At 36.8% G+C, this 25089-nt stretch carries 23 protein-coding genes; 12 read left to right on the top strand and 11 right to left on the bottom strand.

Translation table 11 applies throughout. The features are described from left to right. Positions 1–139: 139 nt before the first annotated feature. From M948_RS40375 to M948_RS40420, 10 genes are all read right to left on the bottom strand, one after another. Complete coding sequence (locus M948_RS40375) at positions 140–865, bottom strand: alpha/beta hydrolase (RefSeq protein ID WP_021292304.1); 726 nt, start codon at positions 863–865, stop codon at positions 140–142. A 53-nt stretch (positions 866–918) separates the two neighbouring features. Continuing rightward, positions 919–2742, bottom strand: coding sequence for an ABC transporter ATP-binding protein (locus M948_RS40380; protein ID WP_021292305.1), 1824 nt, complete (start codon positions 2740–2742; stop codon positions 919–921). Beyond that, positions 2732–4462, bottom strand: coding sequence for an ABC transporter ATP-binding protein (locus M948_RS40385; RefSeq protein ID WP_021292306.1), 1731 nt, complete (start codon positions 4460–4462; stop codon positions 2732–2734). The genes M948_RS40380 and M948_RS40385 overlap by 11 nt, the downstream gene beginning before the upstream one ends. A gap of 287 nt (positions 4463–4749) precedes the next feature. Beyond that, positions 4750–5574 carry a carbohydrate ABC transporter permease gene (locus M948_RS40390; RefSeq protein ID WP_021292307.1) on the bottom strand — a complete coding sequence of 275 codons (825 nt, stop codon included), beginning with the start codon at positions 5572–5574 and terminating at the stop codon, positions 4750–4752. Next, positions 5574–6482 carry a carbohydrate ABC transporter permease gene (locus M948_RS40395; RefSeq protein ID WP_021292308.1) on the bottom strand — a complete coding sequence of 303 codons (909 nt, stop codon included), beginning with the start codon at positions 6480–6482 and terminating at the stop codon, positions 5574–5576. Before M948_RS40395 ends, M948_RS40390 begins: the two co-directional genes overlap by 1 nt. Positions 6483–6512: 30 nt before the next feature. Then, positions 6513–7769 (bottom strand): ABC transporter substrate-binding protein, encoded by a 1257-nt coding sequence (locus M948_RS40400; protein WP_021292309.1) that lies wholly within the window; start codon positions 7767–7769, stop codon positions 6513–6515. Positions 7770–7812: 43 nt separating this feature from the next. Next, on the bottom strand, positions 7813–8835 hold the full coding sequence (locus M948_RS40405; RefSeq protein ID WP_021292310.1) for a LacI family DNA-binding transcriptional regulator: 1023 nt from the start codon (positions 8833–8835) through the stop codon (positions 7813–7815). A 207-nt stretch (positions 8836–9042) separates the two neighbouring features. Beyond that, positions 9043–10341, bottom strand: a complete 1299-nt coding sequence (locus tag M948_RS40410) for an alpha-glucosidase/alpha-galactosidase (protein WP_021292311.1) — start codon at positions 10339–10341, stop codon at positions 9043–9045. A gap of 108 nt (positions 10342–10449) precedes the next feature. After that, positions 10450–11328, bottom strand: a complete 879-nt coding sequence (locus M948_RS40415) for an AraC family transcriptional regulator (protein ID WP_021292312.1) — start codon at positions 11326–11328, stop codon at positions 10450–10452. A gap of 37 nt (positions 11329–11365) precedes the next feature. Beyond that, a complete protein-coding gene (locus M948_RS40420) occupies positions 11366–12835 on the bottom strand; it encodes a flavin monoamine oxidase family protein (RefSeq protein WP_021292313.1) in 1470 nt (489 codons plus the stop codon). 200 nt (positions 12836–13035) lie between these two features. Here M948_RS40420 and M948_RS42635 point away from each other — a divergent pair, with 200 nt between their 5' ends. The 7 genes from M948_RS42635 to M948_RS40450 all read left to right on the top strand — a co-directional run bounded on the left by M948_RS42635 (position 13036) and on the right by M948_RS40450 (position 19828). Further along, a complete protein-coding gene (locus M948_RS42635; RefSeq protein WP_021292314.1) occupies positions 13036–13737 on the top strand; it encodes a hypothetical protein in 702 nt (233 codons plus the stop codon). Positions 13738–14429: 692 nt separating this feature from the next. Beyond that, positions 14430–14624 carry a hypothetical protein gene (locus M948_RS43760; protein WP_021292315.1) on the top strand — a complete coding sequence of 65 codons (195 nt, stop codon included), beginning with the start codon at positions 14430–14432 and terminating at the stop codon, positions 14622–14624. A gap of 5 nt (positions 14625–14629) precedes the next feature. Continuing rightward, positions 14630–14842, top strand: coding sequence for a YrvL family regulatory protein (locus M948_RS43765; protein WP_231378707.1), 213 nt, complete (start codon positions 14630–14632; stop codon positions 14840–14842). A gap of 526 nt (positions 14843–15368) precedes the next feature. Further along, on the top strand, positions 15369–16055 hold the full coding sequence (locus tag M948_RS40435) for a response regulator transcription factor (RefSeq protein ID WP_021292318.1): 687 nt from the start codon (positions 15369–15371) through the stop codon (positions 16053–16055). After that, positions 16052–17836: a sensor histidine kinase gene (locus M948_RS40440; protein ID WP_021292319.1), complete on the top strand. Its 1785-nt coding sequence runs from the start codon at positions 16052–16054 to the stop codon at positions 17834–17836. Before M948_RS40435 ends, M948_RS40440 begins: the two co-directional genes overlap by 4 nt. Before the next feature lie 415 nt (positions 17837–18251). Continuing rightward, positions 18252–19103: a polysaccharide deacetylase family protein gene (locus M948_RS40445; RefSeq protein ID WP_031335783.1), complete on the top strand. Its 852-nt coding sequence runs from the start codon at positions 18252–18254 to the stop codon at positions 19101–19103. Between the two features lie 38 nt (positions 19104–19141). Further along, on the top strand, positions 19142–19828 hold the full coding sequence (locus tag M948_RS40450) for an N-acetylmuramoyl-L-alanine amidase family protein (protein WP_021292321.1): 687 nt from the start codon (positions 19142–19144) through the stop codon (positions 19826–19828). Positions 19829–20313: 485 nt separating this feature from the next. Here the strand turns inward: M948_RS40450 and M948_RS40455 are convergent, their stop codons facing one another. Further along, entirely contained in the window at positions 20314–21333 is a 1020-nt protein-coding gene (locus M948_RS40455; protein WP_021292322.1) for an alpha/beta fold hydrolase, read from the bottom strand. 143 nt (positions 21334–21476) lie between these two features. Between M948_RS40455 and M948_RS40460 the strand changes: the two genes are divergently transcribed. From M948_RS40460 to M948_RS0122285, 5 genes are all read left to right on the top strand, one after another. After that, on the top strand, positions 21477–22385 hold the full coding sequence (locus M948_RS40460) for a LysR family transcriptional regulator (RefSeq protein ID WP_021292323.1): 909 nt from the start codon (positions 21477–21479) through the stop codon (positions 22383–22385). A 544-nt stretch (positions 22386–22929) separates the two neighbouring features. Further along, complete coding sequence (gene map, locus M948_RS40465; RefSeq protein ID WP_021292324.1) at positions 22930–23673, top strand: type I methionyl aminopeptidase; 744 nt, start codon at positions 22930–22932, stop codon at positions 23671–23673. Positions 23674–23768: 95 nt separating this feature from the next. Further along, positions 23769–24002 carry a hypothetical protein gene (locus tag M948_RS40470; RefSeq protein WP_021292325.1) on the top strand — a complete coding sequence of 78 codons (234 nt, stop codon included), beginning with the start codon at positions 23769–23771 and terminating at the stop codon, positions 24000–24002. Between the two features lie 128 nt (positions 24003–24130). Beyond that, positions 24131–24310 carry a DUF3784 domain-containing protein gene (locus M948_RS43770; RefSeq protein WP_155974838.1) on the top strand — a complete coding sequence of 60 codons (180 nt, stop codon included), beginning with the start codon at positions 24131–24133 and terminating at the stop codon, positions 24308–24310. A gap of 406 nt (positions 24311–24716) precedes the next feature. Further along, the gene (locus tag M948_RS0122285) at positions 24717–25019 is read left to right on the top strand and encodes a PH domain-containing protein (protein WP_188943829.1); all 303 of its coding nucleotides are present in this window, start codon (positions 24717–24719) and stop codon (positions 25017–25019) included. The last annotated feature ends 70 nt before the right edge of the window (positions 25020–25089 follow it).

Genomic DNA, 25089 nt, shown 5'->3' on the forward strand with positions numbered 1-25089 from the left:
AGCTAGATAGGTTTTTTACTACTTTCCTATTGCGTTTGTTAACAATAAGTATAGTTTTTTAAGTTACCCTTTATTATAACAAAAAATATGGCAAAATAAGAGATTTTTTTGCACTATCTGAAAAATTAAATGTAATTACCTAATCAAACATTGTTGTCAGTGCACGCTTCATATCTTTTTGCCAGTATTTCCAAGTATGTTCACCTTGTAATAGCTCATGATATTCATAACTAAACCCCTTATTCGTTAAGATTTGATACAATGCACGATTTGGTGTTAAAAAGTCTTGCGTTTTTCCGTCAGTAGTAGTTACCTTTGTTTCTTCACTTCCGATTGTATGATAAATATCGATAGCATCTAAATTCGTTGCTTGATTGGCTGCTTCTAATACGGTTTCATCCACATAAGGGGACTGCATGATCACATTCCCGAATGTATGTGGGTATCGAATTGCAGTCATAAACGCCAATGTCCCTGCTAACGAATCGCCCATTAAGGTTCTTGATTGTCCCATATGAAAGGTGGGGAGCAGCTCATCTAAAAAAGGCACAACTTCGTTAACTAGGAATTTTGTATAGGATTGATTTTGTTCCCCTTGTGGGTGGTATTTTTTACGACGATCGAATTTGTCTTGATAGTGAATGCCAACAAAGATCGTATTTGTCATGTCTTCATTTTCATGAAGTCGATCGCTTAGCGTCGCAATTCGGCCCATTTGATAATAGTCATTGCCATCTTGCATAATGCAAATATGATACTTATAAAGCGATGAGAACGATTGAGGCTGATAGATCTTTAATGCTATCGTTTCATCTAAATAGTTGCTATTGATTTGTTTTTCTATCATGGAACCTTTTCTACCCAAGTTGATCTCCCTTTCTCTGTAAAAATTCCCCGTATTTACATAGATATACCATTTTAATTAGCTTTGCTTTGTTGCATTTGGTTCTGGTTTAATTGGTAGTATTTCCCCTGCTGTGCTAGCAATTGATGATGGTTGCCTTGCTCAATAATCTCTCCGTGCTCTAGCATAATAATATGGTCCGCCTCTTGGATCGTATTCAATCGATGAGCGATTACAAAACTTGTGCGTCCTTCCATTAATCGTTTGAGTGCCTCTTGAATTTTTAATTCAGTAATCGTGTCAATATTACTGGTTGCCTCATCTAAAATCAAGATGGTAGGTTCTGCAAGTAAAGCACGAGCAATTGTTAATAATTGTTTTTGACCTTGGCTAATTCCACTCCCTGATTGATCTAACATCGTATCATAGCCATTTGGTAATTTCTCTATAAATTCATGAGCATTAGCATTTTTGGCTGCTTGCATTACCTCCTGATCAGTAGCTGCTAATTTCCCATATCGAATATTCTCACGGATAGTAGCATGGAATAAGAAAGCATCTTGTAGGACAAAAGCCATATGTTGACGCAAATTAGCTCGTTTAATGCTTTTTAAAGATGTTCCATCTATCCTGATATCCCCTTCGTCATAGTTATAAAACCGAGCAAGCAAATTAATGATGGTAGTTTTTCCTGCTCCAGTATGTCCTACTAGAGCAACGGTTTCTCCCGGGTTTGCTTCAAAGCTAATTCCTTTAAGAATGGCAGTATCCTCATATCCGAAGTAGACATGGTCAAAGATAATATGACCGGTTATTGAATGTAGTTCCTTGGCATCTTCTTCATCCGTTTCTTCTTGTTTCTCGTCGATCACACGAAAGACACGTTCTGCTCCTGCTACCGCAGATAAAAGAATGTTAAATTGATTAGATAGTTCATTTAGGGGGCGGGTAAATTGTCTCGCATACTCGGTAAAAATAACAATTACACCTACCGTCACAAAACCTTTAATAGCTAATAGTCCACCAACCAATGCGATGAGCCCGAAGCTTAAAAAATTAAGCATATTCATGACTTTAGGAATAAATCCAGAAATGGTTAGAGCCCAGAATCCAACATGATTTAAGTCTTTATTTCGTTGCTCAAATTCGCGCATGACCCGGTTTTCTTGAGAGAAGGTTTTTACAATATGCTGTCCGGATACAATTTCTTCTACATAGCCATTGACCTCGCCAAGGTTCCGCTGTTGCAATTTATATAATGGACCAGTGCGTTTCGTAATCCAACGTATACCTAGAAACATAACAGGAATAATGGTCATGGTTACAAGCGTTAAAAGGGGGCTAAGGTAAATCATCACGCCTATTGTCCCAATTAGTGTTAACACACTAGAGAATATCTGTATAACGGATTGATTAAGCGTGTTATTTACATTATCAATATCATTGGTAATTCTACTCATCAGTTCACCATGTTGGCGTTGATCAAAATAAGCGATAGGTAGTCGATGAAATTGAGAGAATAATTCCGATCTTAAAGAAAATACAGTTTGTTGTGCGATACCAATCATCCAATAATTTTGTAAAAATACCGAAAGGGAATGACCGAGATAAATGACGACTAACCAGATTAGTAAAGTAGTTAATCCTGCTGTTTCTTTAGTGACAATAAAGTCATCTATCGCCATACCGATCATAAAGGGACCAAGTAAGCTTAACCCAGAGCTTGCAATAACCATTAATATAACAAGGACTAATTTCATTTTCTCTCTTGCTAAATAAGACCATATGCGCTTAACTGTACCTGTTGTATCTTTGGCACGTTTTTTTTTATCTACGTGAATCGAGTCGATTGGAATTTTCTCATATTGAAAAGGTTGTTTTAATGAATTACTCGACATTTGCATACTCCTTTCCAAATTGAGACGTAACGATTCGTTGATATAGAGAGGAGGAATGAAGCAATTCCTCATGCGTTCCAATTGCAAGTACTTTTCCTTCATCAATTAATAATATTCGATCAGCCCGCATTGCCGTCGAAATTTTTTGGGTAATAAGTAACGTTGTACATTCATAGGACTCCATTGCGTGTAGCAACTTTGATTCTGTCGTGAGGTCGAGGGCGCTCGTACTGTCATCCAACATTAGAATCTTCGGATTTCGAATAAGTGCTCTGGCAATGGAAATTCGCTGTTTCTGACCACCAGATAAGTTGACCCCTTTTTGCCCAACTTTCGTTTGATATTGGTTGTCAAGCTCCATAATCGCATCATGGATTTGTGCATCTTTGGCTGCGTGAATAATTTCCTTAGTAGAAGCATGTTCTTTCCCCCAAGCAATATTCTCAGCTACTGTACCGGTAAATAATAGCGGGCTTTGAGGTACGTATCCAATACTTCTCCGCAAATTATCTAATGTATAATCAGTCGTTGGTCGATGATCAATCCGTATTTCGCCTTCTGTTGCATCATAGAGGCGTGGTATTAATTGAAATAACGATGTCTTACCTGATCCAGTAGAGCCAATAACTGCTAAACGTTCACCTGGATTCACAGAAAAACGAACATTACTTAAAACAGACTTCGTTGTTCCTGGATAAATAAATGAAACATGATCAAATGTAATAAAACCTTGCTTAACACGAAGAGAGCTATCTGCTTCATCATGATCTTTTAGATCCGCATCAACGTTTAATACCTGATCCACACGATCAGCAGAAGCTTTCATTCGTGAGATTCCCATGATAATAAAGGTAAACATAGAAATAGACATTGCAACCCGCATCGCATAATTGATGATCGCAACTACATCTCCGACACTAGTTGTACCGGAAATCGTCTGAAGGTTACCAAACCAGATAATGAAAATTAAACTCAGGTTCATAACGAATAAAAGCACAGGCATCGACGACTCTATGAACCGAAAAGTATAGCGGGTACGATTTGCTAAGGTTTGGTTTGCTTCAGTAAACCGTGTTTCTTCATGATTTCTTCGTGAAAAAGCTTTAATTAGCCGCATCCCGGAAAGGTTTTCTTGCATCACGCGATTTACTTTGTCAATACTATTTTGTATCTTATTGAATAAACCGCTGGCTCGTTTTAATACCCATAAGATAAACCCTACTAATATTGGAACAGTAATTAAAAAGATAAGTGCAAGTCTAGCATTAACGACAAAAGCCATGATTACACCACCGATCACTAATAATGGTGCTTTTGACATAATTCGCAATATCATATAAATCGTATTTTGAATTTGCCGTACGTCGTTGGTGAAGCGAGTCATTAACCCAGAAGTTGGATACTGATTTAAATTAGCGAAGGAGAATGCTTGAATCTTAGCAAATAATTTTTTGCGTATATCATGAGCAAAACCCCATCCGACATGGGATGAATAAAATGAATTGATAATTCCTGCAATGAAGGCTATAAAAGCAAGACCGATCATAATCACACCCCACATCATGATGGTGTCTATGTCTTGGTTTACCACCCCTTCATTGATCATTTTTCCTAGAAAGAAGGGAAGCATTAACTCTACCGTAAGCTCGATTAACATGAGTAAAAAAGCAACAACGGCCGGGAGCTTATACGGTTTTAAAAAAGCTAAGACTGTTTTCATGATGACCCTCCACCCAGCATACAGTTTTCTACTATTATAAATGGAATAAAATTTTTTATCCAACATCCTATTCCGCAAGTTATTACCATTTAAGGTTATACCCTATACCTTGCATAATAAGTAATCCAAGATCTTTAGAAGCAAGTCGAGGCCAGCTCTGGCATTTGCTTGTTTTAAAAAGAGAAGGGGAGCAAGCAAGAAGAAAAAGCTTGATGCATTTGGTTCGCATCAAGCCAATAGAAGTGGAAAACAGGTAATAACTGCTAAGTTATCCTAAAAAATAACGGTTATTCTTTGACAGATCCTGATGCAAGACCTTTAATAAAGTACTTCTGTAAGAATAGAAACAGAACCACCATCGGCAGCATGGCAATAATTGCTGCTGCACCGACAAGGTTGAGATTATTCGCATTTTCGCCGAAAAAGCTTGATAATGCTACAGTCATCGTTTGAACATCTTTATCTTGTAGGAAGAAGATCGCAAATTGATAATCATTCCAAATGAAGACACAAGAAATTATTAAGATAGATGCCGTGACCGGTTTTAGTAATGGGAAGATAATCCGAAAGAAAATGGTTGCTGTACTTGCACCGTCTATTCGAGCTGCATCTTCTAACGATTTAGGTATTGTTGAGCGGATAAAGCCAGCATATAAGAAGATCGTTAAGGGTAGATATGCAGCTACGTTATTAAGAATGGCTACAAGATGGGTATTCATTAAGCCGATATTAACAACGAGCTGATAAAGCGGGACGAGTGCCGCTAATGGGGGCACTACCATAATAGCGATAAACAACATATACATCCATTTATTCAATTTCGTTTGTCGTCTAGCTAATGGATAAGCGGCTAGTGAGCCAATAAATATAAGCAATAATGCAGCGAAAAAAGTAATTATTGTTGTATTAAGGAGTGCATGACCTAAATTGGCTTGCTGCCAGGCAAGAGTAAAGTTCTCCCAGCTTATATCCCTTGGGAAAATCCATTTTGAACTGAAGTTTCCCCTTGCCTTTAAGGAGGTTGTCACAAGGATATAAAAGGGGAGAATATGCAATGCGACGATAAGGAGTGCTATGATCGTAAACAGTCTTTTTTTTACGATGGGATGCATTATGCCTCAACCTCCTTCCTACGAAAATACAATAATGCTGAAAGACTTAGTAGCAGGACAATTACCATCATTAACACCCCTTGTGTAGCTGCGTATCCAGCATCTTGTCTGGAAAAATATAGATTATGCATAAAGGTCGACATAGACTGGGAGGCGTTACCAGGACCGCCGTTCGTTAACGAAATAATGACATCAAATAGCTTCAATCCCCCAATTATATTGATAACCATATTAATGGTTATGGATGGCATTAATAGTGGTAGTGTGATGTTTTTAAATCGTTGAAAGGGGCTTGCTCCATCTATTTCGGCGGCTTCATAGTAATCCTTCTGAATACTTTGTAATCCAGCCAAATAAATGATCATTGCGATTCCAACAAATTGAAATGTATTTACGAATACGATAATCCAAATATTCATGTCAGGGTTGCCTAATATATTAACTTTCTCCAATCCTAACCAAAGGAGCACATCATTAAATGCTCCGCCTTGGTAAGCAAAAAAGAAATACCAGATATACCCCATCACTAAGGGACTAATAATAACGGGCAAGTAAATAATCGTACGTGTCAATGTTCGAAAGTGGAAGCTCTGGTTTAATAATAGAGCATAAAGCAGTCCAATAATATTCTGCAACAATGTACTCCCAATTCCATAAATTAATGTATTTCGTACAACTAACCATGTATCGGGATCAGAAAGCATTCGCGTATATTGTTTGAATCCAATAAAATCATACATTTGAGAAAAACCATTCCAGTTTGTGAACGAGATGCGAATCCCATTGATAAATGGATAGATAATAAAAAGTCCAACAAATAACAATGCAGGTAGATACATCCACCATAATGAAGAAATCCGTTTCTTCTTAGTATTCGACTGTTGGAGAGAATGCGTGTATGCTTTCATTTAAATCAACTCCTATTGATAAGCGCAATTCTACTTCCCTTGATCCCGTAGTCGTTCAAATTCACTTCCTGTAGATTCGGACACTTGTTCAGGAGTTAAAGCACCGGATAGCAGTTCTTGTGCTGTATTTCCTAATACATCCCACATCCCACTTGGCAAATAAATTCGATCAAAATAAGGCTCTACTTGGACATCCGCGTACTTTTGATAATCGTCTGAGTAATAGACATCTGCTGTGGCATTGGTTAATCCGGCAGGTAGGGAGGTTCCTTCTGCTATCGCTTTAACTAAATCTGGCTGTGCTAAGAATTCAATAAATTTGCGAGCCGCTTCAGGGTGTTCCGTATCTTTCCAGATTGCCATCGTATGACGTTCGCCTCCAATCCAACTTTGTTCCCCGCCTTCATGAATCGCAGGTACAGGAATAACTCCTAATTCTGCATCCGGGTTTAATTCCTTTACGGATTGAATCGGCGTTGTGGCCATAACAAACCCAATCTTATCTTGAGCAAGTAGTTGAGGTAGTTCATGAATTTGTGCGGTAAGCACGTCTTCATTTAATAGTTCTTTATTTTGCATTTCTTTTAGTTTTTTAGGTAAAAAAGTGTATTTCGACCAATCGAAGCTTCCTGTTTCTAATTCCTTACTGAAATTGTGTTCCGGATGTGTAATGAGTAAAGGAGTAGCGAATTCGTCAAGAAATTGCCCAAGCTGTGACTTTTCTGATCCTGCAAACCAAAGAGGAGTAACTTCTCCATTACTTTTTTCTTTTATTTTTTCAAGCGCATCCATGAATTGATCAAACGTTTCAGGAGGTTTAATACCATATTTATCCAAAACATGTTTATTGTAAGTTAAACCGTCTTTTGCTTGGTTGAGAGGATAGGCATAGACCTTTCCTTGATCATCGGTGAAAATAGATTCTAAGGCAGGATCTAAATCAGCTACCCAATCCATATCGGATAAGTCCATCACATATTCGCCATAACGTTGCTGTGCCCATCCGTGTGTGTCAAATAAATCAGGCATATCATTAGCTGCCATCTTCACTCGAAGCATGTCCTCATAATCACCACCAGGAAAATTATAATCAATCTGAATATCTGGGTTCGCTTCTTCGAATTTAGCTGCTGCATGTTCGATTGCTTGCTGATCTGATTCATTTGTGACAGTAGAAAATAACGATAAAGTGACCTTTCCGCTCTCTTTATTAGAACCGTCAGAGCACCCGATTAATACAATGCTGCAAATGAGAAGTGTAAAGCTAATCTTTAAAAGCGCTTTCATAATATCAATCCTTCCGCTATTTTAATGGAAAACATCATTTAACTTACGTTGTCATCTTCGTGCTTTCACGTTGGATTAATGTTGTAGGTACTGTTACCTTTAATGGTAGATCACGCCCTTTTAGTCGTTCGACTAATAATTTCACACCGATTTTTCCCATCCATTCGGTTGGAACATGAATGGTAGAAAGAGGAGGGTTTGCAAATTGAGCCATTTCAATATCGTCAAAGCCAATAATTTTTATATCTTCTGGAACACGTAATCCGGATTCTCGTAGTGCACGTAATGCTCCAATCGCCATTGGATCACTTGCAATAAAGAAAGCATTTGGCAGCCCGCCTTGTTCAATTGCTTGTTTCATAAGCCGATAACCTGTCGTCATTGTGAATTCCCCAATATGCACATGACGCTTGTCGTATTGCTTTATTTCACGCATACGTTGTTTGAATGTTAAATAGCGTTCGTCCTCATATGTGTGGGAAAGTTGATTATTCGTATATTCGGTTTGCCTCCCTCCGATAAACCCGATTGTATTGATATTACTCTCCAATAAATGATCCAATGCTAGATTCGTAGCTTTCTGAAAATCAATTACAACTGAATCATACGTATCTTCGTCTGGAGAGCAATCAATAAACGTGATACATTTCATTTTTCCTCGAATATACTGTATTAGTTCGGTATCTACTTTTCCAATTATGATCAAGCCATCCAAATTAGGATTTAATTGAGTAGTATTAAAATTATATTTTCGGTATATTTCCATGCTTTCAATTCCAAGTGCTTTACATTCCTGCTCAACTCCTTGCCGTATCGAAAGAAAATACGGATCATTTAATTCTTCTTCTTGCGATAAACATAAGAAAATACCAATTCGGTAGGGAGCTTGGCTATAAGTATGTTGTTTGCGAACACGGATCGTCTGATAGTTTAATTGTTTAGCTGCATCAACGATACGGTTTCTTGTATCCGCCGAGACAGATAGGGTATGATCATGATTTAATACACGGGAAACGGTAGCCTGTGATACGTTAGCTAAATTAGCGACATCTTTTATGGTTGCCATTGTCTTCACCTTTTCTTGTATTTAGTAAAAAATGAGGTGGTTGAATAAAAAAATAATGAAATAGAAGCGATGTAAATAGGATGATTTTTTACGAAAGTTTACTTGATTTGAGTTCATTTTATGTGTTCATGGGAGAAGATATAACTTAAAAAACTAATTATTTTACTAAAAAATCTCTCGCTGAACCTAAGCGAGAGATTTTGTTAATTACGTATAAGCTGGTAGCCAGCTGCCATGTGCTTCAATCAAGTCATCACAAAGAGAAACAATATCATCAATCGATAATTCAGCAGCGGTATGTGGATCTAAAAGTGCGGCCTGATAGATCTTTTCTTTCTTCTTCGTAAGAGCCGCTTCGATTGTTAATAATTGTGTATGGATATTTGTCCGGTTGAGTGCTGCGAGCTGCTCAGGAAGGTCGCCTACATGAGTTGGTGTAACCCCGGATGCGTCGACCAGGCATGGAACTTCCACTACAGCTTTTTCTGGTAAATTACGAATGAGGCCGCCAGTATTTAGGACATTACCGCCAATTTTAAATGGCTGATTCGTTTCCATTGCCTCGATAATATACGAACCATATTCCATGGTACGTTCATGATGTAAATGTTTATTATGAACAAGATCTTCTCGCATCTGTTTCCATCCTTCTATTTGATTCACACAACGACGAGGATACTCATCTAACGGAATATTATATTGTTCTATCAGTTCTGGATAGTTCTTTTTAATAAAGTATGGATGATATTCTGCATTATGCTCGGAAGACTCCGTAACATAATAGCCGAAGCGTTGCATTAATTCAAAACGGACCATATCATCATGTTTTTCAGATTGCTTTTGGCGGGCACGTTGTTTGATTTCTGGATAAAGGTCTTTGCCATTTCTTGTAATCTCCAAAAGCCAAGCCATATGATTAATTCCAGCAATCTTCCATTGAATATTATCGAAGGGCATATCTAATGATTCTAATAAATGGCTTGCACAGACTTGCACGCTATGACATAAGCCGACTGTCTTAATTCCTTCTTGGAGCAAAACATTGGTTAATACAGCCATTGGATTCGTGTAATTAAGAAACCATGCATCTGGACAAACTTCTTTCATGTCTTTAGCAAATGCTTGTATAACTGGTATGGTACGGAGGTTACGAAAGATTCCTCCAATTCCGATCGTGTCTGCGATTGTTTGGCGAAGTCCATACTTCTTTGGCATCTCAAAGTCGGTAATTGTACACGGATCATAACCGCCTACTTGAATAGCATTAATTACATAGGTTGCATTTCGCAGAGCTTCTTTTCGGTCATGATAGGTAATAATAGTTACATTGGATTGTAGGTTCTTTTTCATTGTATTTAACAATAACTCTGAATCTCGTAAACGTTCATGATCGACATCATACAATGCGAACTCAAACGATTGCAACGCATCGACAGTCATGCAGTCGCCTAGTAAATTTTTAGCAAACACCGTACTGCCTGCACCTAAAAAGGTAATCTTAGACATCAACATTCCCCCCTGATAAATAATTGCCTTCTTGAACTACATGTTATGCGAAGAAATGTAGCTTTACAATCGTAAAAAAAATAAAATGAGGTAAATTATTGCTTGTATTTAATCGATAAAAAAATGATCAACAGGCATATAGGATTGGTTTTTTCGATATTCACTAGGAGGGACATTGATCATGTTTTTAAAAACTTTACTAAAATAATTACCACTACGAAAGCCAACCGCTGTTGCAATTTCTGCAATGGTTAGATCACTATTCTTTAGTAAAAAGATGGATTGATGTATTCGTAATTTTGCAAGGTATTTCATCGGCGTCTCTTTTACTGTGTGATGGAAGAGTCTTGTAAAATGATACTTTGATAAACCAGTAACAGCAACAATATCATCCAAGACAAGATTTTCCGCAAACTTGCTTTGCATAAAGGAGATGGCTTTATAAATCGTGAGGGGGAACGGGCTTTGACTCTGCTCTTCATATTCTACGTATTGCAGATAATCCATTAGAAAGCTGTAGGCGTATTGCGATGCTTTATATGCTTGTTCAATTCCTGAAGTCGCAATTTCCTCTAATAAATGAAAGATGCGCTTAATAGGTTTCGCATGAAGGGGAAACGTAAATAGATGTCCATGTTTCGTGGTGATCTGTTCAAAGAAGCGGGTTACTTCATTTCCAAATAACGTAATAAAGATAAATTCCCAGCTAGAAGATTGATCAGGTAAATAATAACAGTGATCACTCGGGATCTGCACAAGAAATGCGTGTCCTTTTGATAAATCATACGTCTGCTCTCCAATTCGGATAGCACCTTGTCCATGTAATGTATATTGAAATACCCATCTTCCTTCTTCACTCCGTTCTAAGCCATTCCATTGATAAGAAGGGCACGTTCTTGTTTCTTTTCCAATGGAGTGAAGGCCGGCAATCCGCATTTGCAGATCGCCTTTGAATTTAAAACCAAAACTATTCGTTGAAGAAGTCATTTCGTATGCCACCTTATTTTATAATTAGTAGTAATGATTATTCTCTTGCATTGATCTCATACGCAGTGCGAATACCAGACTCAATTGCTCCTTCTATCCAGCCGTGAAAGGAAGAAGTATGCTCTCCAGCGAAGTGTAATCGTCCCTCAGGTTGGCGAATAACCTCTGAAAATTCTTTTCCTTGTCCAGGGGTAAATAACGTAAATGCCCCTGCTGAGTATGGATTTAGGCTCCAATTATAGGATACAGCCTTAATATATTCTTGGAAGACGATATTGCCGTAGATTTTTGCTATGTCTTTTAACAATGCTCGAGCTAACTGCTGTGGTGGTAAACTCGCCCAGAGAATTGCATCTTCGCCCCAACTGTAGCTAGCTAACAAAATCGCTGGTCCTGGCTCACCTATTCCATGGCTTGGAATATAAGAAAAACGCGTAGGGATATCTGAAATAGCATTCCCGAGATGAAGTTTTTCCCAGAATCGGTGTTTAAATTCAATTCCAATTTTAACCGAGGGTACATTGATCAGTTCCCGAATAATTTGCCATTTTTCAAAGGAAATGGAGTTATAAGGAATAACATCGATAAACTGAAAAACAGGAAAGGGAATGGTGACAATCGTATAATCTCCATCAACCCATGTTGTTTTATGAGTTAGCGAATTCCACGACTGAACTCGTACGCCATGATTATGTTGATAGATTCGCTCTACTTTTTGATTGACGTACGTATGTGGTTGAAGCTGATTTAGAAAGGCATATGGAAGTCGATCATTACCACCATCTATTTCCAGAAACTCAACGGATTCACCAAATATAGGATACGTAATATCTGTCAGAATATCGACAAAGGAAGCTTGAGGAAAACCTTCGATTCCTAGCATAACACCAATGCTGCGAATGGCGGGTATAGATAGTGGTCGACCAATAGGATTATATTGTAGAAATTCGCCCATCGAGTATTCACTAAATTCCTCTTCCAGCCGTGCTTGTTCTTCAGGTGAACTATTATTATATAAGTCAAGAAATGGCTGTGTTGCCTCTAAAAATAACGCTGTTGCTGTTTTTCCCTTTTCATTTTCATTCACCGGAAATTGTAAAATATCAGGGTTTTCTTCATATACTGCTCTTGTTGTTAATACATTATTGACATAAATTATATCTTCGGGAGTCGTATTTAGAAAATGATTGACTGGTAGATGGAATCGTTTCATGTATTCAAGGACCAACGCATGATTATCCGGAATTCGCATTGCCCCCACATCTAAATAATTTCCTGCTGAAAAAGGTTCTCTCAGCGTATAAACCCTTCCACCAATGCGATCATTACCTTCCAGGATGGTTACTTGGTGTCCCGCTTGTTTTAATAAGGAAGCAGCAACAAGGCCCGCCATACCTGCACCAATAATAATTACACTCTTCGGATGTGAAGAAGTCGTTAATCCATTGCGAATAATGGATAGCATATCTTCTGGGTAACGAAGGGAAGCAAAATCAGAATTGTTCATGTCAGTAACCACCTTTCTTCCTTCCTATAACTATGTGAAAAGAAGGTGGGATATGTAAGGCTAAAGGAGAGCCCTCGGCTAAGTATGATGGATTCATACATTTTGTATGACGTAATTACCCTGTATCTTTAGTTATGTTTACTGTCTTGCTGTTAGGGAAAATGTTTCCTATAGAGGACTTCAGGAAAGGTGGAATGACGATGCATGTCAGAAGCATAATGATGGGAATCCTGGTTGTTAGCATCACCCTAGCTGGATGTAACACAAATCTTGAAGCAGCAGATGATGATCCGAATGCAACTACGAATGAAACAAATGAAGCTGCTAATGACAAGCAACCCAATGAAGCAGCTGGTACTAGCTCGGAATCCAATGTGGAACAATCACATAATGATGACAACTCTGCAGCCAATGAATCAAATAGGAATAACGATGATAATTCAAGCAAACAACGTTCCATTCCGGATGAACTAGAAAAGCATACATTTAATACTTCGGAAGAAGCAGCTAATTACATGGAAGGCTATCGTAACATAAAACAAACAAACATTGACCTAGGTTTTGGTATTGAAGGATCTAGAGATGCAGGTGCAGGTCACCAGTATATCTCTTGGAATGAAGGCCGCTGGTTTATTGGATTGGATTATCCTACTGATACCCAATATGTAACAGAAAAATATCCTAATAATACAGCGCTTGCAAAACAAATGGTTAGCTATTTAGAAAGTCACTATTTACCTGCTCCTCAAGATAAAGGAGTCATAAAAGTTCGTGGTTTTAAAGATTCTCCTCAAGTGAAAATACAATGGCAGGTAGATAAAGTCGTCTATGAAATTAATTCAGATAAGAATAACCCAATAGAAGCCATTCAAAAAGCAATTGATGCTGGCAAATCACTTTAAGTCATTTGTAAGAGATGAAGGCAGAACGTAGTAATGGCATGTTCATTTACAGGAAGCTAAGTGAACATGCCTTTTTTAATTTCCAAGGGAAAATAGGAGGCCGCCTGTACAAGTTAGCCAATCATCACAGGTTGGATGAAAATTCCAGTATTATTATTTTTTTGTAGAGAAATTCTGATACAATATACTATTCAGATTAAGAAATTTATTATTATCAGGGGATTTTTTAGGGAGGTAAAAGATTAAGAGGTTATTGCTACTTACCGACGTTATGTTTGTATTGTCCCAATCGTTAACCTGCATAATGTTATTCAAGTATAGATAACATCAGATAAATTTATGTAAGTATCCGGTTTATAAAAATTTTTATAGGTTGGCATATTTGTCTTTTAATTGGAATGGTTCTTCTCAACCTAGATAGGGAGGCATAGGTAGCATTTTGAAATCTTATCATTTTCTGGTTATGGATTAATAACTGATTATATAAGTTCTTGCCACTTTGATGTTAGTGAGAGGATAGAAGAGATGAAGAAAAAACAAAAAGCATGTGGTTGGCTGTTTATAATTATTTTTGTTTTATATTATATGTATCAGCTTAAACCTTTTATTACGATACGTGGTAATTTACATATAGGGAGATTTTCTTTAATGGAGTTTGGAAGTTGGATTTTAACTGAAGGAGAAACAAATTTATGCCAGAACACAAAAATAATTTATTCCGTGATATGAATATAAGAGAAAAGACGGCAACAATTGTCGGAATTGGATCTCTTATTATTTTAGTTCTGAGCTTTGTAATAGGGCTTTATTTCTTTGGACTAGCAGGGATTTTTAACTGCTTGGCGTTCAGTATAATTCAATTTGGTCTTTGGCTATTTTTGTTATAAGTTTTTTGATTCTAGGAATCATTGTTGAAATTTTTTTCAAAGTAATTTATAAGCTGTCGGTTCGTAATATAACGGGGAGAATCAAAGTGTTTTTCGTCCGAATTAGCGTTGCGGCCTTATCCAACTGGCTCGTTCTGTTTACAGTGGATGAATTTATGAAAAGTATGATACTCTCCATAAGATCAGAAATATTATTGCGTTGTTGCTTGCGATACTAGAAGTTGTATTTGATGATGATAAATATAAAAGAAAAGAATGATTGGCTGATGCTTACAAATGAGAAAATGCTTATCATTAATGAAATGATAAATGTCTTGTCTCTTAAAATAGAGGAGAGTTAACACAATTTGATAAAAGGATGAGTAAAATGAAATTACCTTCTTTGAAGAAGGTAATGATTTTATCGTGGAGTTTAATACTATTAACATTATCACTTTATGAATGTAAAACTACTGATATTGCTTCTTACGAAGACAATATCGAAAAGGCACAAGAAAAGGATATATCCCTATGCGGTTGGTGACAGCTTCGCTGGTATTACCCCAACTAAGGGTTGCAAATTCGTTCTTTTCTAATATTGCTTTTGTATGGATAAAATAAAAATGTGGGATGTGCAATTAATTGACAACGATCCTAAAGAGGGTTTATCAATTATGATATCAAGTTAACTTCTTTATCTCATCTTTATATCGTTATGATATTCTTTCATAGGTACTTACCTTTTTGACATTGCGAGGGAGAAAAATGCAAAAAACATTACTAATTGTAGAAGATGAAGACATTTTACGTGAAATAGTGAAAGATTATTTATTGAATGAAGGATATGAAGTATTAGAAGCAGTAGATGGAAATGAAGCTTTGGCTATATTTGAAGAACGTGAAGTACATTTAATAATTTTAGATATTATGCTGCCAGAGTTAGATGGATGGTCTGTTTGTAGACGAATTCGCAAATCATCGAATGTGCCTATTATTATATTGACAGCTCGTGTGGATGAAGACGATACGTTACTTGGTTTTGAATTAGGGGCTGATGATTATGTTACAAAACCTTACAGTCCACCAATTTTATTGGCGAGAGTGAAACGATTAATGGAAAGTCGATATGCTTATACAGGAGAGTTATCTAATGAAGATATCTTAACTAGAAATGGTATCCATGTCCATTTCCCTTCACGTACCGTGACAGTAGATGAAGAAAAGATAGGTTTAACACACACAGAATATGAAATATTAACATATTTAATGCAAAATCCAGGGATTATTATTACGAGAGAACAGCTAATCACTAAAATTTGGGGGTATGAATTTGCTGGTGATGATCGTACAGTCAATAGTCATATTCGTAATTTACGTCATAAATTAGGAAATAAAGCAAATAGTATTGTAACTGTTATTCGAGCTGGTTATAAATTTGAGGGTAAGGCATGAAAATAGGAATTGTATCAAAATTATTTATACTTACAACATTATTATGTATGCTCATTTTAACGACAATTTTTATTGGACAAACTATATTTTTTAAGCAATATTATGCAAACCAAAAGGTAAATGATATTGAAACAAGTATTCAATCTTTTAAAAAAGAGTACATAAAGGCAGGAGGAGATGTACAGAAAATTCAAAAGCTAGAGCAGGATTTCTACCAAGAAAATACGACGTGGATTACAACATTAGATAGTGTAGGAAATATAAAATACGCAAATGATTTTTCTGTAAAAGTTCAATTAGATCCTTCTCGAAATAAGGATTTCTCCAATCGTGTCATTAACATCCCATTGTATAGCTTCATTGGATTAGAAGATTTGCAAAGGGTAAGGTTTGAATTAGAACAGGGAAATCGTATTATGATTGATGGAGTAAAAAAAGATGATAAAGTGGTTCCTGCTATATTAACGGTCGAAAATAGGAATGTTGCATTGGATAATGGGCAACTATCAGAAAAGTTATATGGCAAAAAAGATGCACCAGAGCCTATTCCAAAGGGTAGCTCGCAGATATTCTTAAAGGGAGTCATTAAGAAATTACAATTACCAGTAGGGACCTTCGGTTCGAACATTTATACGAATCGTGTGTTTATAGATAGAGTAAAACAATTTCAAGTAAACCTACTATTAAATAAAAATCAAACTAGCGATGCTGAAACATTGGACTATGAGGAAAATAATATTAATTACAAAATATTTATTAGACCCATAAAAGATACTACAGGTAAAACTATTTATATTTTTGCTATGACATCATTACAACCAGTTGATGAGGCTGTACAAATGTTAGAAGGTTATTACCCATACTTAGTTATATTTGTACTACTTCTTATTGTTCTGGCATCATTTTATTATTCAAAAAAGATTGCGAAACCGTTGTTACAAATAAACGATACTACAAACAAGATGGCAAATCTGGACTTTTCAGAGACAATACCCATTACCTCTAAAGATGAAATTGGTACTCTATCACACAATATTAATACTCTCTCTACTACTTTGCATTCGTATATTAATCAATTGCAACAAGATATAGAGAAAGAAAAACAATTAGAAAATACACGTAAAGAATTTATTTCTAGTGTTTCACATGAATTAAAGACACCTTTAAGTATTATGAAGAGTTGCATCTCCATTTTGGAAGATGGTGTTGCTAGTAATAAAAAAGATTATTATTTTAAAGCAATGGCTAATGAAGTAGATAAAATGGATATGCTCATTGTTGATATGCTCGAATTAGCAAAATTTGAATCTGGTACGTATAAAATGAAAATGGATGTCTTCTATATTGACCAAGTCATTGAGTATATATGCGAGCAATTAGATTTAGACATAGCGAACAAGCAATTACATGTTCATAAACAACTTTCTAAGATTATGGTGGTTGCCAATCAACATCGAATAGAGCAAGTGATTACGAACTTTATTACCAATGCGATTCGCTACACGCCAGAAAATAAAAGCATTATTATTTCCGCGATAGAAGAGCCGGAGCGTGTAAAAGTAAGTGTGGAAAATAAAGGCGCTCATATTGCGCAGGAACATTTAGAGAAAATATGGGATCGTTTTTATCGCGGAGATACGTCTCGCAGGCGTTCGAATGGTGGAACAGGATTAGGGCTTGCTATTTCAAAAAATGTTTTAGAGCTGCATGAGTCGCAATATGGTGTATCGAATACTGAAGATGGAGTGCAGTTTTTCTTCTATTTAAACAAAAAAGGATAGATATTTTATTTAGTAACCTATTCAATTTGCCAAACTTAAGGGATAATATTGAGTTTTTAATTTATTTGAGCCATCCGATCAATAGGCCTTTACCAAAGGTATCGAACGGATGGCTTTTTTTCACAGACAAGCTCATAGACCATATTCATTCTAGTCAAAACACCATTAAAAAATTTAATTAATCCTAATAGAAGCCTAAATTACTGTGAAATCCGTAAGTCAAATAGCCGTTATATCGCGGGTATTTGACTTACGGATTTTTTATGCCAGGTTATAGAATACACTCACATTTCTGAGGGCTAGCCTCATTTTTAATTCTTTAAATGATATTGATATTATCTTCACCTAATCTTTATCTGCCTCTATTAATCTTTAAACAGTACAAAGATGCTTTGAAAAAGAAGGGATAAAAAAAATGGCGTTAAAGCGGAAAAGTCAGTGGATAAAGAGGTTAAAAAGGAAAAAAATCATAAGTTTGGGACTCCTATTAGTAACTATTTTCCTATCATTCTTTCTAATAAGTACAGTTACTTCTCCTTCTCCAGTGAAAGAGGTAGAAAAATTTGTGAAAAATGATGCAGCAAAAAGGAAAACAGGGAAATTAGAATCACTGCCAACCAATTCAAAAAGGGCTGACGGGAAAGTCGTTTACTTAACATTTGATGACGGCCCATCTTCTGCAACAGACGATATCCTTGAAACCTTAAAAAAACATGATGCTAAAGCGACGTTTTTTATGCTTTCACCTCATATGAAGGAGCGTCCTAATGTAGTAAAACAAGTGGTTAAGGAGGGGCATGGCGTTGGGATACATGGTGTAACACATGATGTCAATCGATTTTACCTTTCTAAACAAACGGCTCTCAGTGAAATGAATGAAGCCCAAAAAGCACTCGAAAGTATTACTGGAATTCATTCCGTACTTATTCGAACTCCGTACGGAAGTGTACCGTATTTAACCAAACCGTTCAGAGAAGCTCTGCATGCACAAGGCTACGAATTGTGGGATTGGAATATCGACAGCAATGACTGGGACCTGCCAGAGGGGGAATATGTGGAAAACCTTATTGAACAAATTCAATCATTGGAAGGAAATGACGCCACACCAGTTGTGTTGTTGCATGATCAATCCAAAACAGCGAAATATTTACCGGAGCTATTGAGCTATTTAACAAAACAGGGGTTTCTAATGAAGAAAATTGATGCTTCTGTTGAACCGGTACAATTCAATTGCTATGACCGTTGCCATCGTCTTGATGCTTCATAGCACTCCAGAACTATATTAAAAAGAAAGAAGGCAGAAACATGAAAAAAAATATGTTATTTATTACATTGTTCTTATTTTCAACTTTAATATTATCGGCTTGCACTAGCAATTCCGACAACAATAACGTTAAGCATAATAACAGTAAAAACAGTAATACAGCTTTTAAGGTTGTCATTGATGCGGGACATGGCGGTAAAGATGTCGGGGCGTCAGGCGAAAGTGGCCAGTATGAAAAGGATTTTACTTTGAGTGTGTCAAAAAAGGTGGAAAAGCTATTGGGACAGGATCCTGCAATAGAAGTTTTTATGACGAGAACGGACGATAGCTTTCTATCACAAGAAAGCCGATACAGACCCAAATATGCAAATGATATAGATGCAGATTTATTTATATCTATACACGGGAATACTTTTTCTGATCCCAATGTTTCGGGTACGGAAACATTTTATTATCACAACAATTCCCGCCTTTTTGCTGAAACCTTACAGAAACATGTGGTTGAAGCAACTGGATTTAGGGATAGAGGGATAAAGAAGCAAGATCTATTTGTTGTAAAGGATACGAAAATGCCGGCGGCTTTGATAGAAGTAGGTTATCTGACGAATCTTGATGATGAGTCTAAAATGTGGAAAGACGATTTTCAAAATCGAGTTGCCACTTCAATTGTTGAAGGGATAAAAGAATACCAAGAGAAATCAGAAAAACAGGGAAATTGGATCTTTTAAAGGGTAAAAATCTTTCTCATAACTTCTTATTCTAATCGGCTTTCCCGCAATTTTTTAGTGCGTACAGATTGTGCTGGTTAAAGCTTCTCTCTAGAAAATTTAACATACCCTCATCCAAGTAGGACGGGGGTATGCATGTTAAAGTATTTAACTTAAATGTAGCGTTGAAATAATGTTTGATCAAACATACCTCGCAAACCCACGTTTTACGTAAAATTAAAAGAATCCGTTTTGAAAAAAGATTAATCAAAACGAATTCATTTATTGTGAAGAACTATGCATTTTTCATAAAAAAGTTTGATCATTTTCTATTTGTGTTGTTCCACTATCAGCCTTTAATGGAATCTAAAACATAGTTTGAATTCTAAAATCACTTATTTCTATTAATCTATCCTATAATTTAATACAATTCTTCACAATTGTCTTTAATTGTAGTATATGTTTTTAGAATAGTGGACAACAAAAAATATAAAGCTACTTTTCATTTATCCGTTCGTACTAAGTGCCAACAAGCGTTTTAGGTTGTCATCAATAAATTTATTATCGACACTGTTAATTCCGCGTCCGGCAAAATGGCCCCAGATCGACTCGATAGGATTAAAAATAGCATTAGGTATAAGCTTAGCCTCGTATTTGTTATCTTCAGCTGTACAGAATAGATCCGTGCTCCCTGGCATGACACAGGCTAGCGCTTTAATGCTTTTGAGCGTCTCATCGAAATCTCCGTTATATGCGGGGTTTGCACTAAGATCTGCATGTTGGCCTGTCCATAACATGGCCAGAACATTGTGCGGATCCATCCTCATAAAGCTATCTTCCCAGACGCCAACTACAAAATCTGCCAATGAGTCAAATCCCAGCTCACGATAAAGTTCCTCTTTGTAAAAGGCCTGCGATACGCCCCATCCCGCATATACGCGGCCAACGGCGCGCATGTCTGCTGAAGTCAACTGGTTTAGTTTACTTGAATCGAAGCCAACTGCAGCCATGAGCGCAGCTTTCATTCCGTCTAGGACCACATACGTTTGCGGCCAAGTCTTTGCACCTCCGCAGAAAGGTGCTATTCGTTCCACTATGTCGGGATAACTTGCCCCCCATTGGAATGATTGAACGCCTCCCATTGACCATCCAACTACGAGAGCAATCTTTTGAATGCCGAATTTTTCGGTCATCAGCCGATGTTGTAATTTGACGTTGTCATAGATCGTTACCTGAGGGAAATTAGCCCTGTCGAATGGGGGAGGCGTGTTACTAGGAGACGAAGATAATCCGTTCCCCAGCAGATTTGGAACGATAATGAAATATTTCTGCGGATCTAGTGCCATGCCGTTTCCAATCAACCATTCATTCTGAGCATGCTGGTCGCCAAAAGCAGTTGGATAGACGATGACATTATCTTTCTTTTCATTCAATTTTCCATAAGTTTTATAAGCAAGAAATGCGCTCGGTAACGTCACTCCTGATTGCAAGGTTACGTCACCCAAATCAAAAATCTCATAATCCATTGTATTGTCTCTCCCTTCAAAATGAAATCATACATTTAGAATGTATTTCTTGTACTTAGTATAAACCTATGGTACTCTCAAAAAAAGTGAATAAAATTAAAAACTGTATTCAATAATACTGAAAGTGGAATGGGGGTAGTATGATGGAATTACGCCAACTGAATACGTTTCGCACGGTTGCATCAACTTTAAACTTCAGTCGGGCTGCGGAAGCGCTGAACTACGTCCCCTCCAACGTCACGATGCAAATAAAAGCATTGGAGGATGAACTTGGTGTTCGTCTCTTTGACCGATTGGGCAAGCAGCTCGTTCTCACAACTGCGGGTAAGCGCTTTTTAACTCATGTCCAAAGTGTTCTAGACAAATTGGACGAAGCTCGCAGTGCCGTTCATGACGATGAAAATCTAAGTGGCACTCTGACGATAAGTGCCAACGAGGTTCTTTGCGCCTATCGGCTTCCAGTTGTCTTCCAGCTATTTCGTTCGCGCTATCCAGGGGTTCGTCTCATCTTCCGTTCTGTTCCAAATCAGGAACTCAAGCAAACGCTCTTTGAGGGAACCGCGGATGTCGTCTTTATGCTGGACGAAACCATTCTCTCAAGCGGACTTGCAGTGGAACCGTTAATGGAAGAAACTTTCCGCTTTTTCGTTGCTCCAGATCATCCCCTCGCGAAACGAACTGTACTACAGTTGGAAGATTTTCACGGAGAAGTGTTCCTGGTCAATGAAAAAGGTTGTACCTATCGAACTATGTTTGACCGGTCATTTGAGAAAAAGGGCATTGATGATATTACTTATTTAGAGTTTCAAAATGCCGAAGCCATTAAACAATGTGCAATTACGAGAATCGGCATTGCTTTTCTTCCAGAAATAACAGTGAAAGCCGAAGTTGAACGGGGGGAACTTGTTGCTCTTCCATGGCAGATTCCGGACTTGCACGTGTATACACATATGGCATGGCATAAAGACAAATGGCTTTCACCAATCATATTATCTTTCATAGAAGCAGCAAGGGAAGTTATAGCTATAGAGGAGGAGAATAAAACGGTTTAGTCCATTTATCGATATTTTCCTAAACTAGTAAGGCATCTTGGTGTGATAACTAAGGTGACTTACTTATGATCCTCTATAAATAATGAGTTATATTTTACAGTATTATTTAATAGAGGATTCTAACAGTCGTTTACTAAGATTGCGTGAAGAGTCTTTAGATAATCATATCCAAAGGGGCAAAACGGTTTAACTTTTTTATAAACGGTACAACTTTATTTTAAATCTACATTAAACAACTTGATTGCAGTCTTGACATTTCCTTATTGGTTGGTGACAGCTTCACTGGTATTCCCCCATAAACTGGCCTAATAAAGATAGCAAACAACAAAAAAAGATAGACAGTAAAATTCGTAAATATATAGTTAAAAAGCAAGATGAAAATCCACTTCTCAATTTACGCCAATTAGATTATTAAGCAATCGGGCGCGTTCATCGAATAATGCCTCCTTCTGTTATAGAGCCATATTGTTGCATGAAAATCTGTTCCGTTTAGAAACTAAATGGAATACTAATCATAAAATACATTAAAAAGTGAGGATATATAATGGTTGCAAAGACTAAAAAGGATTTTGATGGATTGAGAGTAATTGGTGAAATTTGTGGGGCAATTCGAGATGAATTAGTCCATAGTACGAAACCTGGAATTACCACAAAAGAACTCGATGAAATTGCGAGAGAGATGTTTGAAATAGCAGAAGCTCAATCTGCCCCAAAAGGAGAATACGATTTTCCTGGATATACGTGTATTAGCATAAATAATGAAGTAGCGCACGGGATTCCGAAGAGGAAACGGACCATTCGAGAAGGGGACATAGTAAATATTGACGTTTCAGGTTCAAAAAACGGGTATTTTGCAGATACTGGAATTTCCTTTGTAGTTGGGAAAGGAGAGGCAACTTTACAGAAAATATGTGACGTTGCTAAGGAAGCATTCGACGCCGGACTTAAGAAGGCAAAGCCAGGTTTGAAAAAAAGCGCGCTCGGAAAAGCTGTACACAACGTAGCGAAAAAGCATGGCTTTACAGTCATAAAAAACCTTACTGGACACGGTGTTGGGCGTTCGATTCATGAAGAACCAAAACATATTTTCAATTACTTCGCCCGTTGGGATGATAAAATTTTAAAAGATGGTATGGTAATTGCCTTTGAACCTTTTATCTCTACATTTGAAGAAGAAGTCTTCCAATCCGAAGATGGATGGACTTTCCTAACCAATGAAAGCGCTGTTGCTCAATACGAACATACGATTATTCTTACCAAGGAAGGACCAATTATTACTACATTGTAAAAGCGCTAATGCCACAAACGGGCGCAGTTATGGAACAAGGCTATACTTCAAAATGGGTCAGATTGAGAAATACTTGTATGCATAGGGGGGAATAAATGTTCAATGGAAAATTAGCAAGTGCTGAAGCTGTAAAGTGTTATGATGATGTACTCAAAAGTATAAATGATTTGAATGAAGATAACGCAAAGGCACTTTTGAAACAAGTTTATGCTAGATTGGATATCGTTCAAAATGGAAATGGTGAATATAAAAGTGAACAATGCGTTACGGATTTAATATCAAGTTTTACAGAACTTGTTAGGTTTGCAAACAATAAGGAAGAGAATTAGGGTTGCTTTTTATCAAGGTTACGCCGCTATAGGGGCGCATTTCCGGAGTAAGAATTTGCTCTATTTTGGTATAGGATTCCAATGTTTAACAAGCTATTGAAATATTTTATTTCTTACTGGGGATAAAAATGATTGTATTGATGTTTGTCATTGGGTTGTTTATTGTGTTAGGAATTTTACTGATCAATGGCAAAGGCTCTTCCTTAATCGCAGGCTATAATACAATGCCTCCGGAAGAAAAGGAAAAATATGATACAGTTGCCCTGTGGCAAGTTTATGGGGAAGATGATGTTCACTTTGTCATTTAGTATGTTGTTTTGGGTACTTAGTGAAGCATATGAGATTGGTGCGTTATTCGCCTTTGGTCTTGTCTTATTTATTGGCATAATTGTATTTATGCTTATATACGTTAATACAGGAAATAGATTTAAGAAGTAATATAATTATCAATCATTTCGATGATGAATATTGGATTAATAAAAATGTTACAGTTCGACAAACGTGCGCAATTCTTTAATAAAGATCTGCGCTTATTTTTCCTTTAAAGGGCCATATTGTGAAAGAGGTGAGCCAAATATTTTTTGTATCTAAGAAAGACGCTTTATACTCTGTTGTTATATGGGGAACCATAGTTTTATTTTAAGTGTTGTTATTCGTTCTATTTTTACTTTTAGCGTATCTAATCTCATTGAAGGACTAGTTGGATTAATTATAGTGGTTTTACTTATTTGGGTGTGGTTTGGTACGGGTTATCAAATTGCAAACGATATTATTAAAGTAAAGGCTGGTCCGTTCAAAAAAACCATAAATATACAAGAAATTAACAAAATAAGTAAGGGGAAAAGTGTGTGGACAGCAGCTGCTTTAGCTACTGATAGATTGGTAATACAGTACGCAAACTATAACTGGGGTATCCTTGTGTCGCCTAAGAATGAGTATGATTTCATTAAACTCCTTCTGAGTAAAAAACCACAAATTCAAATTGAAAAAACGTTATCCAAAATATATAAGATTTAAGATTCAACTATTATTTTTTTGAATGGTTAATCTAGAAAGTTGCAGTAGTGTAATTCTGCAATCGAGCGCA

Source organism: Virgibacillus sp. CM-4, assembly GCF_000445495.1.
Lineage (GTDB): Bacteria > Bacillota > Bacilli > Bacillales > Amphibacillaceae > Virgibacillus > Virgibacillus salexigens.

Coding starts and splice junctions, on each gene's coding strand:
- M948_RS40460 (WP_021292323.1), top strand. CDS start 21,477: ATGGAATTACGCCAACTGAATACGTTTCGCACGGTTGCATCAACTTTA.
- M948_RS40440 (WP_021292319.1), top strand. CDS start 16,052: ATGAAAATAGGAATTGTATCAAAATTATTTATACTTACAACATTATTA.
- M948_RS40385 (WP_021292306.1), bottom strand. CDS start 4,462: ATGAAAACAGTCTTAGCTTTTTTAAAACCGTATAAGCTCCCGGCCGTT.
- M948_RS43760 (WP_021292315.1), top strand. CDS start 14,430: ATGCCAGAACACAAAAATAATTTATTCCGTGATATGAATATAAGAGAA.
- M948_RS40410 (WP_021292311.1), bottom strand. CDS start 10,341: ATGTCTAAGATTACCTTTTTAGGTGCAGGCAGTACGGTGTTTGCTAAA.
- M948_RS40405 (WP_021292310.1), bottom strand. CDS start 8,835: ATGGCAACCATAAAAGATGTCGCTAATTTAGCTAACGTATCACAGGCT.
- M948_RS40420 (WP_021292313.1), bottom strand. CDS start 12,835: ATGAACAATTCTGATTTTGCTTCCCTTCGTTACCCAGAAGATATGCTA.
- M948_RS40470 (WP_021292325.1), top strand. CDS start 23,769: ATGTTCAATGGAAAATTAGCAAGTGCTGAAGCTGTAAAGTGTTATGAT.
- M948_RS40445 (WP_031335783.1), top strand. CDS start 18,252: ATGGCGTTAAAGCGGAAAAGTCAGTGGATAAAGAGGTTAAAAAGGAAA.
- M948_RS40400 (WP_021292309.1), bottom strand. CDS start 7,769: ATGAAAGCGCTTTTAAAGATTAGCTTTACACTTCTCATTTGCAGCATT.
- M948_RS43770 (WP_155974838.1), top strand. CDS start 24,131: ATGATTGTATTGATGTTTGTCATTGGGTTGTTTATTGTGTTAGGAATT.
- M948_RS40395 (WP_021292308.1), bottom strand. CDS start 6,482: ATGAAAGCATACACGCATTCTCTCCAACAGTCGAATACTAAGAAGAAA.
- M948_RS40380 (WP_021292305.1), bottom strand. CDS start 2,742: ATGTCGAGTAATTCATTAAAACAACCTTTTCAATATGAGAAAATTCCA.
- M948_RS40390 (WP_021292307.1), bottom strand. CDS start 5,574: ATGCATCCCATCGTAAAAAAAAGACTGTTTACGATCATAGCACTCCTT.
- M948_RS40455 (WP_021292322.1), bottom strand. CDS start 21,333: ATGGATTATGAGATTTTTGATTTGGGTGACGTAACCTTGCAATCAGGA.
- M948_RS40450 (WP_021292321.1), top strand. CDS start 19,142: ATGAAAAAAAATATGTTATTTATTACATTGTTCTTATTTTCAACTTTA.
- M948_RS40415 (WP_021292312.1), bottom strand. CDS start 11,328: ATGACTTCTTCAACGAATAGTTTTGGTTTTAAATTCAAAGGCGATCTG.
- M948_RS40435 (WP_021292318.1), top strand. CDS start 15,369: ATGCAAAAAACATTACTAATTGTAGAAGATGAAGACATTTTACGTGAA.
- map (WP_021292324.1), top strand. CDS start 22,930: ATGGTTGCAAAGACTAAAAAGGATTTTGATGGATTGAGAGTAATTGGT.
- M948_RS42635 (WP_021292314.1), top strand. CDS start 13,036: ATGCATGTCAGAAGCATAATGATGGGAATCCTGGTTGTTAGCATCACC.